Origin of the sequence: Streptomyces sp. NPDC096132, assembly GCF_044763345.1 — a bacterium.
In the GTDB taxonomy this organism is placed as follows: domain Bacteria; phylum Actinomycetota; class Actinomycetes; order Streptomycetales; family Streptomycetaceae; genus Streptomyces.
The window spans coordinates 337,347-353,653 of the sequence record NZ_JBIWGA010000012.1 but is presented as its reverse complement, the minus strand read 5'-3'; the positions used below and the strand labels follow the sequence as shown (position 1 = coordinate 353,653).

The following is a 16,307-nucleotide window of genomic DNA, read 5'->3' as shown; positions in this document are numbered from 1 at the left end:
CCACCCCCCCACCCCCACCTCGTGGTTTTGTGTTTTGTTTTGTGGGGGCGCCGCCGGGGGGGCCGGGCCGCCCGCGCCCCCCCCCCCCCCCCCCCCCCCCCCCGGCCGGACTCGCGCTCCGCGCCGCTTGGGGCGACCGCGCGAAAAAACGACGCGAAAAAACGAGTTGCCGGGTGTCGGCCCACCGGAATACGGTCGCGGCACTCTGAAGCACCACGCTCTCCAGAACCATCGCCGCAGAACGGGAGCAAGCCCGCGCACCAGCGCGCGGAGCCAGGAGGGGGCGGCAGCTCTGTCCGCATGCCCTCCGGAGGACTGCTCCCATGAAGATCGGCCTCGGCCTGCCCATCGACGACCCCGCCCTGCTGCTGACCTGGGCACGGCGCGCCGACGCGGGCCCGTTCAGCACCCTCGGCCTGCTCGACCGGCTCGTGTTCCACAACCCCGAGCCCCTGGTCACCCTCGCCGCCCTCGCCGGCGCCACGGCCCGTATCCGTGTCCAGACCGAGGTGCTCATCGCCCCCGTCCACAACACCGCCCTGCTCGCCAAGCAGACCGCGACACTCGACCGCATGTCCGGCGGCCGGTTCACCCTCGGCATCGGTGTCGGCGGCCGCGAGGACGACTGCCTCGCCGCCGGCATTGACATCCGCCGCCGGGGCCGCCGCCTCGACGAGCAGATGGCCCTGCTGCGCCGGACCTGGGCCGGCGAACGGTACGACGAAAGCGTCGGGCCCATCGGACCCGCGCCCCTGACACCGGGCGGCCCCGAGGTGCTCTTCGGCGGCTTCACCCCGGCGGCCATCGAGCGCGTCGGCCGCTTCGGCGACGGCTTCCTGGGCGCCGCGCTGCCCCCGCAGTACCTGAGCGGCCTGTTCCGGGACGTGGAGAAGGTCTGGGAGAAGTACGACTGCCCCGGCCGGCCCCGCCTGGTCGCCCAGGTGAGCGTCGCCCTCGGGCCACGGCACACCGTGGACCGGGCCCGGCGCAATCTCCTCGACTACTACGAGTTCAGCGGCCGCGCCGCCTACATGGCCGAGGGTCTGCTCACCACACCGGGGCAGATCCGCGCGGCCGTCGCCGACCTCGCCGGCATCGGCGCCGACGAGGTCGTCCTCTACTGCTGGGCCCCCGACCCCGACCAGGTGGAACGCCTGGCCGAGGCCGTGTTCTGACGCCTGCTCAGAAGGCGCCGGGAAGCGAGATGTATTTGATATTTCAAACAAATCTCGCCTCGGTAAGGTGTGACCATGTCCACGACGCCGCGCTGGCTCAACGCCGACGAACGACGGGCCTGGCTGGCCTACGTCGACTTCTCCACCCTGCTCGCCGACTACCTCAACCGGCAGCTGCGGCGCGACGCCGGTATGACACACGCCGACTACAGCCTGCTGGCCTACCTGTCGATGGCTCCCGACGACGGACTCGGGATGTCCGAGCTGGCCCAGCGGCTGAAGATCACCCGCAGCCGGCTCACCCACGCGGTGAACCGGCTGCGCGAGGTCGGGCTCGTCGACCGCCGGGAGGACCCCGCCGACGGCCGCGGGCAGCTCGCCTTCCTCACCGACGAGGGCAAGGCCCTGCTCGTGGAGATCGCCCCCGGACATGTGGAGGCCGTCCGCCGGGCGGTGTTCGACGTGCTCACCCCCGAGCAGGTGCGGCAGCTGGCGGAGATCGGCGAGGCCATCAGCGACGCCCTGCACCAGGCCGAGGGCACCGAGGCCGACCCGGCGGTGCTGCCCTGGCGCCGCCGCTGAGATCCGGCGCGGTTCCGGCGCGGGCGCGCCACCTCGCAGGCACCTGAAAAACCTGTTCGAGGAGTTCTCTGGGCGTGGCATCGAGAAGAACCGGCCCACGGCGCGTACCTGGAGGTACGGGGCTGCCCGCCCCCTCCGCAACACGCCACCGATCCAAGGGACATACCTCGTGAACGCAACCGCCGCCATCGGCGTCACCGGCCTCGGCGTGATGGGCCGCAACCTTGCGCGCAACTTCGCCCGCAACGGCCACACCGTCGCCGTCCACAACCGCAGCGCAGGCCGCACCCGTGCGCTCGTCGAGGAGTTCGGCCACGAGGGCACGTTCGTCCCCGCCGAGTCGGCCGAGGAGTTCGTGGCCGCGCTCCAGCGCCCCCGCCGCCTGATGATCATGGTGCAGGCGGGCGCGGTCACCGACGCCGTCATCGACGAGTTCGCCCCGCTCCTGGAGCCCGGCGACATGATCATCGACGGTGGCAACGCCCACTTCGCCGACACCCGCCGCCGTGAGGCCGCCCTGCGCGAGAAGGGCATCCACTTCGTCGGCACCGGTGTCTCCGGCGGCGAGGAGGGCGCCCTCAACGGGCCGTCGATCATGGTCGGTGGTTCGAGCGAGTCGTACGACGTCCTCGGCCCGATGTTCGACTCCATCAGCGCGAAGGTGGACGGCGAGTCCTGCGCCGCCCACGTCGGCACCGACGGCGCCGGGCACTTCGTCAAGATGGTCCACAACGGCATCGAGTACGCCGACATGCAGCTCATCGCCGAGGCGTACGACCTGCTGCGCCAGGTCGCCGGCTACACCCCCGCCGAGATCGCCGACGTCTTCCGCACCTGGAACCAGGGCCGGCTCGGCTCCTACCTGATCGAGATCACCGCCGAGGTCCTCGCCCACACCGACGCCTCCACCGGCCTGGCCTTCGTCGACATCGTGACCGACGCGGCCGGCCAGAAGGGCACTGGCCGCTGGACCGTGCAGACCGCCCTGGACCTGGGCTCCCCGGTCACCGCGATCGCCCAGGCGACCTTCGCCCGCGCCGCCTCCGGCCAGCGCGAACTGCGCGCCGCCTACGCCGGACTGCCCGGCGGCACCACCCCCGCGCTCAGCCGCACCGAGGCCGCCCGCTTCACCTCCCAGGTCGAGCACGCCCTGTACGCGTCGAAGGTCATCGCCTACGACCAGGGCTGGAAGATGATCCAGGACGCCGCCGCCGAGTTCGGCTGGAAGATCGACCTGGGCGCGGTCGCCAGGATCTGGCGCGGTGGCTGCATCATCCGCGCCTCCTTCCTCGACCGCATCCGCGCCGCGTACGCCTCCGACCCGGAACTGGTGAGCCTGCTCGGCGAGATGGAGTTCGCCATGGAGATCACCGACGCGCAGGTGCCGTGGCGCGAGACGGTCGCCTCCGCCGCCCGCCGGGGCATCCCCGTCCCCGCGTTCTCCGCCGCCCTCGCCCACTACGACACCCTGCGCGCCGGCCGGCTGCCCGCCGCTCTCCTCCAGGGCCAGCGCGACTACTTCGGCGCCCACACCTACGGCCGCACCGACCGCCCCGGCGCCTTCCACACCCACTGGGCCGCCCCCGGCCGCCCGGAGACGCCGGCCTGACCGTCGTCCCGAGGGCCCGAGAGGGCGCCCGGTCCCACCGGTCCGTACGGTTGCCCGCCGTACGGACCGGGGGCCGCGACCACCGTCAGGAACCGTTCGTTCCCAGCGGCGCCACGGACTGCCGGATCACCAGCTGGGTGCTCAGCACCACATGGTCGTCCCCGGAGACCCGCTCCTCCCGCTCCAGTGCCAGGCGTACCGCCGTCCGGCCGAGGTCCTCGTACGGGACGCGGACGGTGGTGAGGGCCGGTGTCAGATCCGCCGCGAAGGGCACGTCGTCGTACCCGATCACCGAGACGTCGTCCGGGACGCTCAGCCGGAACTCGCGCAGCGCGGCCAGCGCGCCGAGAGCCACCATGTCGGTCCCGGCGAAGACGGCCGTGAAGTCCAGCCCCGCGCGCAGGGCGTCCCGGGTGCGCAGATAGCCGGACGTGCGGGTGTACGGACCCTGGACGTCCAGTTCCTCCTCGTACGGCACCCCGTGCGCGCGCAGCGCGTCCAGATGGCCGACCCGGCGCTGCTCGGCCGTGTTGAGGGTGTTCTCGCCGCCGAGGAACAGGATGCGCCGGTGACCGGCGGCGATCAGGTGCGTGGAGGCCTGGAAGGCGCCGCCGCGGTTGTCGTACTCGATCACCGTGGCGGGCAGGCCGGCGGACAGGGGCGGACGACCCACCAGGACCAGCCGGGATCCCGCCGAGGCCAGGCCCTTCGCGTAGCCGGCCATGCGCGCGTGGTACGCGTCGTCGATCTCCGCGCCGCCGACGAGCACCACCGCGGCGGCGTGCTGCTCCCGCATCAGCTGGACGAGGTCGTCCTCGCGCGCGGGATCGCCGTGTGTGGCGCAGACCAGGCTCAGCCGCCCCCGGGTCGCCGCCTCCTGCTCCACGCCGGCGGCCACATGGGCCAGGGACGGGCCGGTGATGTCGCGGAGGACCAGCGCGATCGGGCCGGGGACCCCGCCGGAGAGCGCCTTGGCGTGCACGTTCACCACGTAGTGGAGCGCCTCGACGGCCGCGGTCACCCGGGCCCGGGTCGTCTCGGACACCGGGTAGTTGCCGGCCAGCGTCCGCGAGACGGTGGCCACCGAGACGCCCGCCCTGGCGGCGACGTCGCGGATGGTGCTGGGCTTGTCCTGGCCTGCGGTGCCGCGCCGCCGCTTGGCGCCGCCCACGGGCCGCCGGCCCGTGTTGTCTCCGGTGGTGTGATCCGTCACGGCCCGACGTTACTGCATCGGTGGCCGTTCGGAGGGCCGGGGGAGGGGAAAATGCCTTTCCACAAGCCAGAAAACGTTTGTCCTCGACCTGCGGTCGCGACCGTCCCGTCGCGACCGCACAGCGATGACCGTCGGTCAGACGCTCGTGGCCGGGTAGGTCGGGTACTCCACCCCGGAGACGTGCTGGACGACGCGGACGACCTGGCAGGAGTAGCCGAACTCGTTGTCGTACCAGAGGTAGAGGATGGCGTTGTCGCCGTCGACCTTGGTGGCGCCGGCGTCGATGATCGAGGCGTGGCGCGAGCCGATGAAGTCCATCGAGACCGCGTCGGGGGCCGTGGTGAAGTCGATCTGGCGCTTGAGCGGCGAGGTCAGCGAGACCTCACGGAGGTGGTCGAGGACCTCGTCGCGGGTCGTCTCGCGGCCGAGGCGCAGGCTGAGGATCGCGATCGAGACGTCCGGCACCGGGACCCGGATGGAGCTGCCGGTGATCGGCGCCTTGAGGTCGGGCAGCGCCTTGGCGACGGCGGACGCGGCACCGGTCTCGGTGATCACCATGTTCAGCGGCGCCGAGCGGCCGCGACGGTCGGCCTTGTGGTAGTTGTCCAGCAGGTTCTGGTCGTTGGTGAACGAGTGGACGGTCTCCACGTGGCCGCGCAGCACGCCGTACTCGTCGTTCATCGCCTTCAGCGGAGGGACGATCGCGTTGGTGGTGCAGGACGCGCAGGACAGGATCTGCTCGTCCGGCTTGATGGTGTCGTGGTTGACGCCGTGGACGATGTTCGGGACGTCACCCTTGCCCGGCGCGGTCAGGACGACCTTGTCGATACCGGGCCGCAGGTGCTTCGAGAGGCCCTCGCGGTCGCGCCACTTGCCCGTGTTGTCGATGAGGATGGCGTTGTCGATGCCGTACGCCGTGTAGTCGACCTCGGTCGGGTCGCTCGCGTAGATGACCTTGATCTCGTTGCCGTTGGCGATGATCGTGCCGTTCGCCTCGTCGACCGTGATCGTGCCATGGAACTGGCCGTGCACGGAGTCCCGGCGCAGCAGCGAGGCGCGCTTCACGAGGTCCTGCTCTCCACCGCCGCGTACCACGATCGCCCGCAGTCGCAGGCCGTTGCCGGAGCCGGACTTCTCGATCAGCAGGCGGGCGACCAGGCGGCCGATGCGGCCGAAGCCGTACAGGACGACGTCCCGCGGCTCCCGGCGGTCGATCTTGTTCGCGCCCGTGGCGCCGGCCACGGCCTCGGCGGTGAAGTCCCGCACCGACAGACCGCGGTCGTCGGCCCGGTAGGTGGCCGCGAGCATGCCGATGTCGATCTGGGACGGGCCGAGGTCGAGGGTGGTCAGGGCCTCGAGGAACGGCAGGGTCTCGGTGACCGAGAGCTCCTCGCCCGCGATCTGCCGGGCGAACCGGTGGGTCTTGAGGATGCTGACCACCGACTTGTTCACCAGGGAGCGGCTGTGCAGCAGGACGGTGACGTCCCGCTCGCGGTGCAGCTTCCCGATCATCGGGATCATCGACTCCGCGATCTCCTCGCGGTTCTTCCAGTTGGTGAACGAATCGTCGTTGAGCGTCACGGGCCTATCTTTCGAGCTAGGTGGCGCTCAGATGCTAACCCGATGGCCGTCTGATCATTCAAGCGGGGGTCTGCTCAGGTGTGCAGGACGGCCGGGACGGACACCTCGGCGGGGGAATGTGGAGGCGTCCGGCCCGGCCGCCGGTCGGGGGAGGAGCGGTCAGGCGTCCTCGGGCTGCCGCTGTCGGCGGGGGATGCCCAGAGCGCACAGGGCGCCGGCGAACACCACGGCGACGCCGACCCACACCGCGGGGTGCATACCGTCGACGAACTGCTGCGGCCCCTCGGTGCTGCCGTGCGCCACGAACACCGTGCTGAGGACGGCGATCCCGAGCGCGCCGCCGATCTCGCGCACCGTGGAGTTGGCGCCGGACGCCTTGCCCGCGTGCTCCTTGGCGACCGAGCCCAGCACGACCGCCGCCGTCGGCGCGAACACGAAGCCCATGCCGATGCCGGCCACGATCATCGGGCCGACCAGCGACGCGTACTCCGTGTCGACGTCGGCGACCAGGTTGATCCAGCCCAGGCCGACGCCCTGGAGGAAGAGGCCGAGGGCCATCAGCCGGCCGCCGCCCACCCTGTCGGTGAGCAGTCCGGCGACGGGGGCGACGAACATCGGCATCAGGGTCCAGGCGAGGGTGCGCACGCCGGCCTCCAGCGGGGTGCGCGGCGGCACGATCTGGAGGAACTGGGCGAGCAGGAACAGGGAGCCGAAGACACCGAAGTACATCGTCGCGGACACGACGTTGGTGAGGGTGAAGGAGCGCACCTTGTAGAACGACAGCGGCAGCATCGGCGCGGCGACCCGGGCCTCCCAGGCGACGAACAGGGCCAGCAGCACCGCGCCCGCCGCGAACGCGCCCAGCACCTTGCCCGAGGTCCAGCCGTCGGGCTCACCGTGCACGATCGCCCACACCGCCGCGCACAGCCCGGCCGCCGCCAGCACCATGCCGACCAGGTCGAGCCGGACACCGGGCAGTGAGCTCTCCTTCAGTGCGAACAGCACCAGCGGGATGGCGATCACGCAGACCGGCACGTTGATCCAGAAGATCCACCGCCAGTCCAGACCGTCGACGACCGCGCCGCCGACCACCGGGCCCATCGCGACGGCCAGACCGCTCACTCCGGACCACACGCCGAGCGCCATGCCGCGCAGCCGCTCCGGGACCGCCTGTGACAGCAGGGTCAGCGACAGCGGCATCACGGCGGCCGCGCCGAAGCCCTGGAGCGCGCGGAAGGTGATCAGCTGGGCGCTGGTGTCGGACAGTCCGCAGCCGATGGAGGCGAGCGTGAACAGGGCGATGCCGACGACGAACACCCTCCGGCGCCCGAAGCGGTCGCCCAGCGCGGCCCCGGTCATCAGCAGACAGGCGAAGCTCAGTACGTACGCGTTGACGAACCACTGCAGTTCCTGCGTGTTCGCCTCCAGGTCCACGGCCAGGGTGTGCAGGGCCGTGGAGACGACGAGGTTGTCGAGCGCGACCATGAACATGGGCACGCTCGCGGCGACGATCGCGAGCCAGAGGGGTATGCGGCGGCCGCCGGTCTCGGGGGCGGGGGCGGCCGGTTCGTCGAGGACCGGGCTCTCTTCGGACAACGTCATGGCGGGGGTCTCTCCTAGGCGGGGGGTCTCAGGCACCGGTGCGTTCCTGTTCGGCGAGGCGGCGCCGGGCGTCTGTCCAGTCGATCGGCAGGTCGGTCGCCGGGACCTGCCAGAAGGTGAAGACCGAGTCCTTCATCGTGGACCGCAGCCCGTTCATGATCGACCGGTGCGGTTCGGTCCTCGCGTACGTGTAGAGCGCCTCCTTGTCCTCCCAGGCCGACAGGGTCCAGAAGGTGCGCTTCAGGGGCTCGGCGATCAGCGAGGCGCCGTACGCGCCGGGCGCGCCGGAGACCTGCTTCCACGCGGCCAGCGACTTCAGGAAGAAGCGCGGCACGTCGTTGAGCGAGCGGACCTCCAGCCGGGACGCCATGACGAACGCCTCGGTGTCGGGTGCGGGGGTGCTGACGGTCGTCCAGCGCAGGGTGGGCATGGCTGAGGCCTTCTCTCCGGCGGCGCGGGGGCATATTGGATACCTCTACTATCTATGTTAGACAGTAGAGGTATCCAGTTTTCAAGTGCGGGGCCGAACGAAACCGGAGCCGAACCGAATGCGCATCTCCGAACTGAGCCGTCGCAGCGGCGTCTCCGTGACGACGATCAAGTACTACCTCCGCGAGGGCCTGCTCCCGCCCGGCCGCCAGACGGCCGCCACCCAGGCCGAGTACGACGACCAGCACCTGCGTCGGCTCCGCCTGATCCGCGCGCTGACCGGCGTACGCGGGCTGTCCGTCTCCACCACCCGCGAAGTGCTGGATGCCCTCACGGAGTACGCGGGGGACACCCACCGCCTGCTGGGTGTCGCCCTGGGCGCCATCCGGGTGGGCGAGGAACCCGCCGAGGACGCCCCGGAGGCCGCCGAAGTCGAGGCGCTCGTCAAGGAGTTGGGCTGGGCCGTGCACGAGTCGGCCCCCGCCCGCGCCACCCTCGCCGAGACCCTCGGCTCCCTGCGCGCCCTCGGCGTCCCGCTCGACTGGCGGACCCTGCTGCCCTACGCCCGTCTCGCCGAACGCACCGCGGTCCTCGACCACGACCAACTCGACGGTCTCGACGACCCGTTGGAAACCGCCGAACGCGCCCTGCTGCTGACCGTCCTCCTGGAGCCCGCCCTGATGGCACTCAGGCGCATGGCCCAGGAGAACGAGTCGGCCCGCCGGCACAGGCCCTAGGGGCCTGTCCGGCGGATCATGCCGCAGACGCGGGGCGTGGCACGCCCACCTGCGGCGTTGTCGTCGGTTGCCGACTCCCCCACTCTCGACTTCGCTCGAGCGGGGGGACCCCCATCGCGTCGACGCCCTCCTCCGCCTTGCAGTTGGACGCACCACGCCCCGCTCACCTGCGCCTCATGGGCGCCGTCGCTTTCCTGCGACTTGATCCGCCGGACAGGCCCTAGTCGTCGAGCTCCTCCAGCAGCTGTGCCGCCGCGTCCGCACCGGCCGAGAAGGCGGCCTCGTGGGAGCCGATCAGGTCCGGGCCCAGCTGCTTGGAGTGGAAGTAGGAGCCGGCCAGCTTCACCCGGGTGCCCTCGTTGGCGCGGTAGATCACGGACTGCCGCTCGCGCAGCGCCATGTCGATGACCGGGTGGGTGTAGTCGAACTCGGCGATGACCTTCGCGGGGTCGACCGCACGCGGCGGGTCGAGGGTGACGAAGTAGTCCTCCTCGGCCGTGAGGTCCTGCAGCTTGTTCAGGTAGTACGTGATGAAGCAGCGGGTCGCGCCGTCCGTCCGGACCTTGCCGTAGTTCCAGGCCAGCCAGCCCTCCCGGTCGGTGGGCATCAGGGAGGCGTCCGTGTGCAGCACCACCTTGGAGCCGCTGTAGCGGACCCCCTCGACCGCCGCCCGCTGTGCGTCGGTCGGGTTCTCCAGCAGGGCGAACGCCTCGTCGGCGTGCGTGGCCAGGATCGCGTGGTCGAACCTCTCGGAGCCGGAGGCGGTGGTCACCACGACCCCGTCCGCCTCCTGCCGGACGGCCGTGGCCGGCGCGCAGACGCGCAGGTCGGGACCGGTCGCGGCGAGCGCCTTGCGGACGTAGGAGATCGAACCGCCGCCCACCGTCCGCCAGTCCACCCGCCGGCCCCCGAGACCGCCCTCGTCGTGGCCGACGAAGAACGCGATCACCGTGGCCGCCGGCATCTCCCAGACCAGCTCGGCCGGCACCGACCAGACGGCCGAGCACAGCATGATCAGGTACGAGTGGCGGAACTCCTGGCTGTAGCCGGCCTGGTCGAGGTAGTCGCCCAGCGACATGTCCGCCCGGCCGCGCACGAAGTCCCGCCGGCTCTCCTCGTGGAAGCGGCGCACCTCCCGCCAGACGTGCGGGAACTCGGGGTACTGCTCGGCGTAGCGCTCCTCGATCGCGGCCTCGTCCAGTTCCAGCTCGTCCGTGCCGAACTCCAGACCGCTGTCCTGGTCGAAGAAGGTGAAGCCACCCGGGTGCGCGACGGTCTCGACACCGAGCTCGTCGAAGAAGCCGGTGAGGCGCGGGTAGAAGCGCCGGTTGAACACGATGAACGCCGTGTCCAGGCCGATCACACGGCCGTTCTCCTCGACCTCCACCGTGTTGGCGTGGCCGCCGGGGCGGTTCTCGCGTTCGAAGACGGTGATCCGGGCGCGGTCGCGCAGCCGGTAGGCGGCGGAGATGCCGGCGGGGCCGGCGCCGATCACGGCGATGTTCGGCGGGGTGTGCTGGGACATGGGAGGTCCTTGTCTGTAGGGGGTGGTTCAGATGGAGGGTGTTCGGGTGCGCAGGGGGCCGCCGCCCTCGGTCGCGACGGCCACGAGATGGTGCGGGGACGGGCGCAGCAGGGCGAGGCGCCAGCGGGCCGCCGCGGTCGGCCGGTGGTGGTCGGCGACGGTGAAGCGCCCGTCGGCGTGCCGCCGGAAGACGAGGCCGCCGAGGCCTTCCGCCAGCCCCACGCCGAGCCCCTTGAGGTACGCCTCCGCCAGCACCCATCGCTCGCTCACGGAGGCGCCGGACACATCACCGAGGAAGGCGCTCAGCAGGCGTGTCTTCTCGTCGTCGAAGGGCACGCGCTCCACGTCCACCCCGCAACCGCGCCCCTGCGCGACCACGCAGGCGATCAGGCCGTCGGTGTGGGAGAGGTTGAAGCGCAGCCCGTCGTGGTCCGCGGTGAGTTCCGGGCGCCCGTGCCGGGTGTGGGTGAACCGCCAGGTGTCCGGCGGCAGTCCGGCACGGGCGCTGAGGGCCAGCCGGCACAGCAGGCGCCCGCCCAGGAAACGGGCCCGGGACCCGGCGCGCAACAGCCGGTGGTGGCGTGCGCGTTCGTCCGGGGTGAGCAGGTCCAGGCCGCCCATGCCCAGGACCAGCTCCTCGACCCGGTGCTCGGGCAGCGTCCACAGGTCCACCGCCCGCGGGTCGTTCACGTCGTCCTCCTCGGCCGGGCCGGCCTCAGTGCCGGGCGGCGGCCCGGTCGACCGTGCGGGGCGCGAGCGGGAACTGCCAGTACGAGAACAGCCGGTCGCCCTGGTGCAGAGGGCGCAGCACCCGCATCACCTCGTCGATGTCGCTCTGGTCGGTGACCGCCTCGTGCGGACGCAAGCGCCTGCGCAGCCGTTCGAGCTGGAGCAGCAGCACCGCACCGCTGGGCAGCGGCTCCTCCAGGGCCCCGTGCGAATGGACGAAGGTCAGGACGCACGCGGCGGCGGCGTGCACCAGGCAGTACTCCTTGGCCAGGTCGAACAGCTCGGCGCACTGGCCGAACTCGCGGCCCAGCCGGGCGCGCAGTTCCTCGCAGCGACCGGCGAGCGAGCCGGTGTGGTCGACCAGCTCCGTCGCCACGTCGGCGGCGCGCAGCAGCCGGGCGCGCTCGTCGTCCTCCTTGCACTCCTCCGCGAGGGCACGCAGCCGGGCGATCCCGTCGGGCGCCGCCAGCACCGTGTCGTCCCGCCCCCGGCTGGAGAGCTCCTGCTTCCACGGCTCGTACGTCGGCATGGAGCGGGTGATGCCGTACAGCACGGAGGCGCGCTCCTCGGCGGTGCGGCGCAGCCCGTCGTCGGCCGCAGTGGTCGTCGCGGTCCTGAGCAGGGCCTGCAACTGCTGCCCGAGGTTGCGCAGGTTCACCACCGTGTTGCCGTCGGCGAAGTTGGCCACCAGCAGGTCGCGCAGCAGCTTCTGGAACACGCCGTAGTGCGGGTGGCCGCGCAGGAAGAAGCGGGCGCCCAGCACCACGGACAGCTGCGACATGCTGCGTTCCATCAGCGTCGGCACGAAGTACTTGACCACCGACGACCCGATGCTGACCTGCTCGGGCGTCACCTGCAGGGCACGCACCGCACCGAGGCTGACCGCGTCGGCGACCATCAGATCGGCGAAGACCTCGGTGATCTGGCGCCGGCTGTACGGGATGTCGCTGACCGGCTGCCCGAACAGGATCCGGCCCTCGGTGAAGTCCAGCGTCAGCCGCAGCCCGGTGTCCACGGCCGACATGGCCATGCAGCTGATCTGGGCACGGGCGATCTGGGTGGACTTGAGGGCGATCTCCAGCCCCTGTCCCTCGGCGCCGATCCGGGCCGAGTCGGGCACGAACAGCTTCTCCACCCGCAGCCCGCTGATGTCCATGCCGCGCAGCCCGTGCAGCCGCTCGCGCGGCAGCTCCTCCACCGTGCCGACCGGCGCGGTCCGCTTGTCGAGCACGAACAGCGAGAAGGCGGCCGGGCCGCCGCGCTCACTCGTGCGGGCGATCGCCGTCATCCCGTCGGACCAGGTCGCGTTGCCGATCAGCCACTTCTCGCCGCTCAGCAGATAGCCGCCGTCGACCTTCTCGGCCGTCATCGCGTTGGCCAGCAGATCACTGCCGTAGGCCCGCTCCGACAGACCCCAGGACAGCCGGTATCCGTGGAGGATGTCGTGGACCGTCCGCCGCTTCTGCTCGTCCGTGCCGGCCACCCACAGCGGCATGAAACCGAGGTTGGTGATGATCAGGGCGGTGGCGGTGGTCGGATCCCGGCGGGCGACCAGGCGCAGCAGATTGAACTCCGCCTCCACGTCCCCGGCCCGGCCGCCCTGCTCGCCGGGGAGCGCGTACTCGGGGACGCCCCAGGCGCGCAGGTCGCCCACGAAGTCGTACGGGTACGTCTCGCGCTCGTCGTACTCCAGGATCGTGCGGTACGCCATCCGGCTGCCCGGATCGTGCGGGTCACCGAGGTGTTCCTCGAGCCGCACCGCCAGCTCGGTCAGATCGGCCTTGGGCATCAGCTCTCTCCTCGGGAGTCGTCCGCCAACCGCACCGGTTCGGCGGTGAACAGCAGGCCGCTCTCGCGCAGCGCGGACACCGCGTCGACGGCGGGCAGCAGGTCGGGGTCGACCCGGCGGGGGTCGACGCCGTCGGCGCGGGCCAGCAGGTAGGCGAGGGCCGCCCGCAGCCAGCCGGACGCGCCCGCCTCGCCGCCGTACAGCCGCCGGTGCCGGTTCGCCCACCACAGCTGGACGCAGGCGGCGGCCGCGTGCAGCCAGGCGTAGCGCTCGGCGAGGTCCACCAGGGCGTTGGCGTCGGCGCCGGGCCGCCGTGCCGAGGCGGCCTCCGGCCCCAGCTCGTCGACGGCGTCGGCCAGCCGCCGTACCAGCTCCGCCGCGCGTGGATCGGCGAGTTCCGCGTGGGCGGCCTCGGCGACCGGGCCCAGCCCGCCCAGGACGGGATCGGAGCCGCGCACGACCAGGTCGAGGCGGGTCGGCTCGTACGGCGGCAGCCCGGCGTCGAGGGCGAAGATCCGGCGCAGCGTCTCCGGCTCCGGCACCTCGTCGCGGGTGACCAGCGTCGGGATCTGGGCCGCGTACGCGCGCAGGTTGGCCAGCGGGCTGGCGTCGATGACCCGGACCACCGCGGTGTCCCGCTGGAGCTTCTGGAACAGCCCGGCGCCCGGGGCCTGTTCGCGCAGGACCGAGCGGGTGGCGAGGACGGTCGCGCAGCGCCGGACCAGCTCGTCGCCGGCCTCCGCCACCACGTGCTTCGCCGCGAGCGCCCAGACGCTGAACACCTCGGGCACGACATGCACACCCCGGGCGGCGGCCAGCGCCACCGCGTCCGCCGCCAGCAGCGCCGCCGACGCGACGGCCAGCTCACGGCGGGCGTGGGGAGTCCGGGACAGGACCGCACCGGCGACGCGCCGCTCGGCGGCGAAGCCGAGGGTGAGGCGCAGCGCGGTGTCCGCGCAGCCGAGGCTGCCGGCCATGCTCATCAGCCGTACGGCCTGCTGGGCGAGGATCGCCACCTCGAGACCCTCGCCGACCTTGCCGACCAGGGCCTCCTCGGGCACCTCGAGGCCGGTGAAGCGCAGCCGGGCGATGTCCACGCCGCGCATGCCGCCCGTGCGCGGCGCGGGCTCGCGCACCAGGCCGTCGGCGCCGGGGTCCAGCAGGTACGCGGAGAACGCGCCCGGCCCGCGCTGACCGGTGCGGGCCACCACGTACACGGCCTCGCACCGCAGACCGTTGCCGACCAGCCACTTCTCGCCGCGCAGCCGTCCGTCCTCGTCCAGCCGCACCTCGCCCGCCAGCAGGTCGCTGCCGTGCTCGGCCTCGGTGAGGGCGAACGCCACCGCGCCGCCGCGAGTCAGGATCTCCGCCACCCGCCGGCGCTGATCCTCGCTGCCGTGCAGCTGGAGGCAGGTGGCGGCGATGATGCTGAACATCGTGCCCGGCATGACGTTGACGTCCCGGCGGGCCGCGGCCCGCACCAGGGTCATGCTGCGGTCGAAGGAGTCGAGCGCGCCGCCCCACTCCCTGGGCAGGTAGTTGAGGTGGAAGCCCGCCGAGACGAGCGCCCGGCACAGCTCGTCGGGGTGGGCGTCGGCCTCGTCGCGGGCGACGGCGGCGGCGAAACCGTACGGGTTGTCCGGGTCCTCGGGATCGCCGAGCAGTTCCTCCACGCCCTCGGGTGTCAGCGCGCTCATCCGGCGGCCCCCAGGAGGGTGGGCAGCTCCAGCGGCACCGGGCGGTAGTCCGCCGCGGACGCCGGGAGGGTCACGCCCGCCGTGGCGAGCTGGGCGACCCGGGTGTGGAAGGCGGCGCCCCGCATGAGGTGGTGCGCCACGTCGGCCACCGTCCTGTTCTCGGGGGTCTTGAGGTAGCTGCCGGACACCCAGGCGTTGAAGCTGCCCATCGCGGGGCCGCACCAGATCTGGTAGTCGGCGGTACGGTCGGCCTGTCCCGTCACCGCCCAGCGCGAGGCCATGCCCAGGTACCAGCGGAACACCAGCGCCATCCGCCGCTTGGGGTTGCCGGCGGCCCGGCTCAGCTGGTCCGGATCACGTCGGCCGAAGTACTCGACGCACTCCTGCCAGACGTCGTCCAGCGGGCGCTTGAAGACCTGGGACTCCAGTCGCCCGCGCTCCTCGGCGGGCAGGGCCTCGATGCCGTCGTACGCCTGGTAGAGCCGGTACAGCTGCTGGGCCCGCATCGCGAACATCGAGCCCCGGCGCAGCACCTGCAGCTCCACGCCCATCTCGAACATGTCGGCCGCCGGGGCCATCACACAGTCGGTGACGTCCGCCTGCGCCAGCAGCCGGCGGGCGGCGGGGGAGGTGCCCGACTCCAGACAGGACTGGTTGACGGAACCGGTCACCACATACGCGGCACCCATCGCGAAGGCGGCGGCGACGGCTGTGGGCGTACCCAGGCCGCCCGCCGCGCCGACCCGGATCGGGGTGGTGTAGCGGTGCTCGTGCTGGATCTGGTCGCGCAGCCGCAGGATCACCGGGAACAGCGCCGGGAGCGGGCGGCGGTCGGTGTGCCCGCCGGAGTCCGCCTCCACGGTGATGTCGTCCGCGAGCGGCAGATGGTGGGCGAACTGCGCCTGCTCCTGCGTGACCAGACCGTCCCGCAGCAGCGCGTCGACCATGGCGGCAGGCGCCGGGCGCATGAACCGCTCGGCGGTCTCGGCCCGGGAGATCTTGGCGATGACCTTGTGATCGGCCACGATCCGGCCCGAGGGATCCCGCCGGAGCCCGGCCAGCCGGTAGCGGACCAGATGCGGGGTCAGACCCAGGAAGGCGGATGCCTCCACGCACCGCACGCCGTGCCGCAGGAACAGCTCGACCGCCTCCCGCTCCAGCCGTTCCTCGCTGGGACTGTGGATCAGATTGACGGCGTACGGCAGCCCGGGGATCTCGGCGGCGAACCGGGCCAGCGCCTTCTCGATGGTCCGCGGCAGCAGGCCGGCCGCGCCGAAGGAGGCGAGGAAGCCGTGCCGGGCCAGGGCGATCACCAGATCGGCGGAGGCGATCCCGCCGGCCATCGCACCGGCCAGGTAGGACTGCCGTACGCCGTGCGCGGCGCGGAAGTCGGCCGAGCCCAGCCGGTGCGGGGGCAGTGCCGGGGCGGCGGCCAGGACGCCCGGCCCGTTCCCGCCCGCGGCCGCGGTGCCTCCGGCGGCCGCGCCGATGCCCCGCGTCGTGGACACGATGAAGCAGGGCTGCTCCACCTGGGCGAGGACCTGGTGGATACCGGCCGGATCGACGCTCGGATACCCGTTTCCGTACCAGCGGAGCGGGGCCTGTGTCGTGCTCATGGGTAGCAGATCTCCTCGGCTGT

13 protein-coding genes are annotated in these 16,307 nt (G+C 72.2%); 4 read left to right on the top strand and 9 right to left on the bottom strand.

Annotated elements, in window-relative coordinates; genetic code table 11:
- Positions 1 to 323: 323 nt before the first annotated feature.
- The 3 genes from ACIRF9_RS28385 (at position 324) to gndA (ending at position 3,366) form a co-directional block, all read left to right on the top strand.
- Positions 324 to 1,175 (top strand): LLM class flavin-dependent oxidoreductase, encoded by an 852-nt coding sequence (locus ACIRF9_RS28385; protein WP_403827735.1) that lies wholly within the window; start codon positions 324 to 326, stop codon positions 1,173 to 1,175.
- A 75-nt stretch (positions 1,176 to 1,250) separates the two neighbouring features.
- Positions 1,251 to 1,757 carry a MarR family winged helix-turn-helix transcriptional regulator gene (locus ACIRF9_RS28380; RefSeq protein ID WP_403827733.1) on the top strand — a complete coding sequence of 169 codons (507 nt, stop codon included), beginning with the start codon at positions 1,251 to 1,253 and terminating at the stop codon, positions 1,755 to 1,757.
- Between the two features lie 169 nt (positions 1,758 to 1,926).
- Entirely contained in the window at positions 1,927 to 3,366 is a 1,440-nt protein-coding gene (gene gndA / locus ACIRF9_RS28375) for an NADP-dependent phosphogluconate dehydrogenase (protein ID WP_403827731.1), read from the top strand.
- An 85-nt stretch (positions 3,367 to 3,451) separates the two neighbouring features.
- On the opposite strand, the gene ACIRF9_RS28370 is transcribed toward gndA, so the two are convergent.
- The 4 genes from ACIRF9_RS28370 to ACIRF9_RS28355 form a co-directional block, all read right to left on the bottom strand.
- Positions 3,452 to 4,579, bottom strand: coding sequence for a LacI family DNA-binding transcriptional regulator (locus ACIRF9_RS28370; RefSeq protein ID WP_403827729.1), 1,128 nt, complete (start codon positions 4,577 to 4,579; stop codon positions 3,452 to 3,454).
- A 135-nt stretch (positions 4,580 to 4,714) separates the two neighbouring features.
- The gene (locus ACIRF9_RS28365) at positions 4,715 to 6,160 is read right to left on the bottom strand and encodes a glyceraldehyde-3-phosphate dehydrogenase (RefSeq protein WP_403827727.1); all 1,446 of its coding nucleotides are present in this window, start codon (positions 6,158 to 6,160) and stop codon (positions 4,715 to 4,717) included.
- A gap of 159 nt (positions 6,161 to 6,319) precedes the next feature.
- Positions 6,320 to 7,762 (bottom strand): MFS transporter, encoded by a 1,443-nt coding sequence (locus ACIRF9_RS28360; RefSeq protein ID WP_403827725.1) that lies wholly within the window; start codon positions 7,760 to 7,762, stop codon positions 6,320 to 6,322.
- Between the two features lie 28 nt (positions 7,763 to 7,790).
- A complete protein-coding gene (locus ACIRF9_RS28355) occupies positions 7,791 to 8,192 on the bottom strand; it encodes a DUF3291 domain-containing protein (RefSeq protein ID WP_403827723.1) in 402 nt (133 codons plus the stop codon).
- A 118-nt stretch (positions 8,193 to 8,310) separates the two neighbouring features.
- Here ACIRF9_RS28355 and ACIRF9_RS28350 point away from each other — a divergent pair, with 118 nt between their 5' ends.
- A complete protein-coding gene (locus ACIRF9_RS28350) occupies positions 8,311 to 8,928 on the top strand; it encodes a MerR family transcriptional regulator (protein ID WP_403827721.1) in 618 nt (205 codons plus the stop codon).
- Between the two features lie 220 nt (positions 8,929 to 9,148).
- Here the strand turns inward: ACIRF9_RS28350 and ACIRF9_RS28345 are convergent, their stop codons facing one another.
- The 5 genes from ACIRF9_RS28345 to ACIRF9_RS28325 are packed head-to-tail and all read right to left on the bottom strand — an operon-like array spanning position 9,149 to position 16,284.
- Positions 9,149 to 10,453 (bottom strand): NAD(P)/FAD-dependent oxidoreductase, encoded by a 1,305-nt coding sequence (locus tag ACIRF9_RS28345; RefSeq protein WP_403827719.1) that lies wholly within the window; start codon positions 10,451 to 10,453, stop codon positions 9,149 to 9,151.
- Positions 10,454 to 10,480: 27 nt separating this feature from the next.
- A complete protein-coding gene (locus ACIRF9_RS28340) occupies positions 10,481 to 11,143 on the bottom strand; it encodes a 4'-phosphopantetheinyl transferase family protein (protein WP_403827717.1) in 663 nt (220 codons plus the stop codon).
- A gap of 25 nt (positions 11,144 to 11,168) precedes the next feature.
- Positions 11,169 to 12,971 carry an acyl-CoA dehydrogenase family protein gene (locus ACIRF9_RS28335; RefSeq protein ID WP_403827715.1) on the bottom strand — a complete coding sequence of 601 codons (1,803 nt, stop codon included), beginning with the start codon at positions 12,969 to 12,971 and terminating at the stop codon, positions 11,169 to 11,171.
- Positions 12,971 to 14,668 (bottom strand): acyl-CoA dehydrogenase family protein, encoded by a 1,698-nt coding sequence (locus tag ACIRF9_RS28330; RefSeq protein WP_403827714.1) that lies wholly within the window; start codon positions 14,666 to 14,668, stop codon positions 12,971 to 12,973. The genes ACIRF9_RS28335 and ACIRF9_RS28330 overlap by 1 nt, the downstream gene beginning before the upstream one ends.
- Positions 14,665 to 16,284 (bottom strand): PfaD family polyunsaturated fatty acid/polyketide biosynthesis protein, encoded by a 1,620-nt coding sequence (locus ACIRF9_RS28325; RefSeq protein WP_403827712.1) that lies wholly within the window; start codon positions 16,282 to 16,284, stop codon positions 14,665 to 14,667. Before ACIRF9_RS28325 ends, ACIRF9_RS28330 begins: the two co-directional genes overlap by 4 nt.
- Between the last annotated feature and the right edge of the window lie 23 nt (positions 16,285 to 16,307).

Bases quoted from the DNA above. Each gene is read 5' to 3' on its own strand.
- ACIRF9_RS28380 (WP_403827733.1), top strand. From the start codon at position 1,251: ATGTCCACGACGCCGCGCTGGCTCAACGCCGACGAACGACGGGCCTGG.
- ACIRF9_RS28355 (WP_403827723.1), bottom strand. From the start codon at position 8,192: ATGCCCACCCTGCGCTGGACGACCGTCAGCACCCCCGCACCCGACACC.
- ACIRF9_RS28385 (WP_403827735.1), top strand. From the start codon at position 324: ATGAAGATCGGCCTCGGCCTGCCCATCGACGACCCCGCCCTGCTGCTG.
- ACIRF9_RS28345 (WP_403827719.1), bottom strand. From the start codon at position 10,453: ATGTCCCAGCACACCCCGCCGAACATCGCCGTGATCGGCGCCGGCCCC.
- ACIRF9_RS28330 (WP_403827714.1), bottom strand. From the start codon at position 14,668: ATGAGCGCGCTGACACCCGAGGGCGTGGAGGAACTGCTCGGCGATCCC.
- ACIRF9_RS28325 (WP_403827712.1), bottom strand. From the start codon at position 16,284: ATGAGCACGACACAGGCCCCGCTCCGCTGGTACGGAAACGGGTATCCG.
- ACIRF9_RS28350 (WP_403827721.1), top strand. From the start codon at position 8,311: ATGCGCATCTCCGAACTGAGCCGTCGCAGCGGCGTCTCCGTGACGACG.
- ACIRF9_RS28335 (WP_403827715.1), bottom strand. From the start codon at position 12,971: ATGCCCAAGGCCGATCTGACCGAGCTGGCGGTGCGGCTCGAGGAACAC.
- ACIRF9_RS28360 (WP_403827725.1), bottom strand. From the start codon at position 7,762: ATGACGTTGTCCGAAGAGAGCCCGGTCCTCGACGAACCGGCCGCCCCC.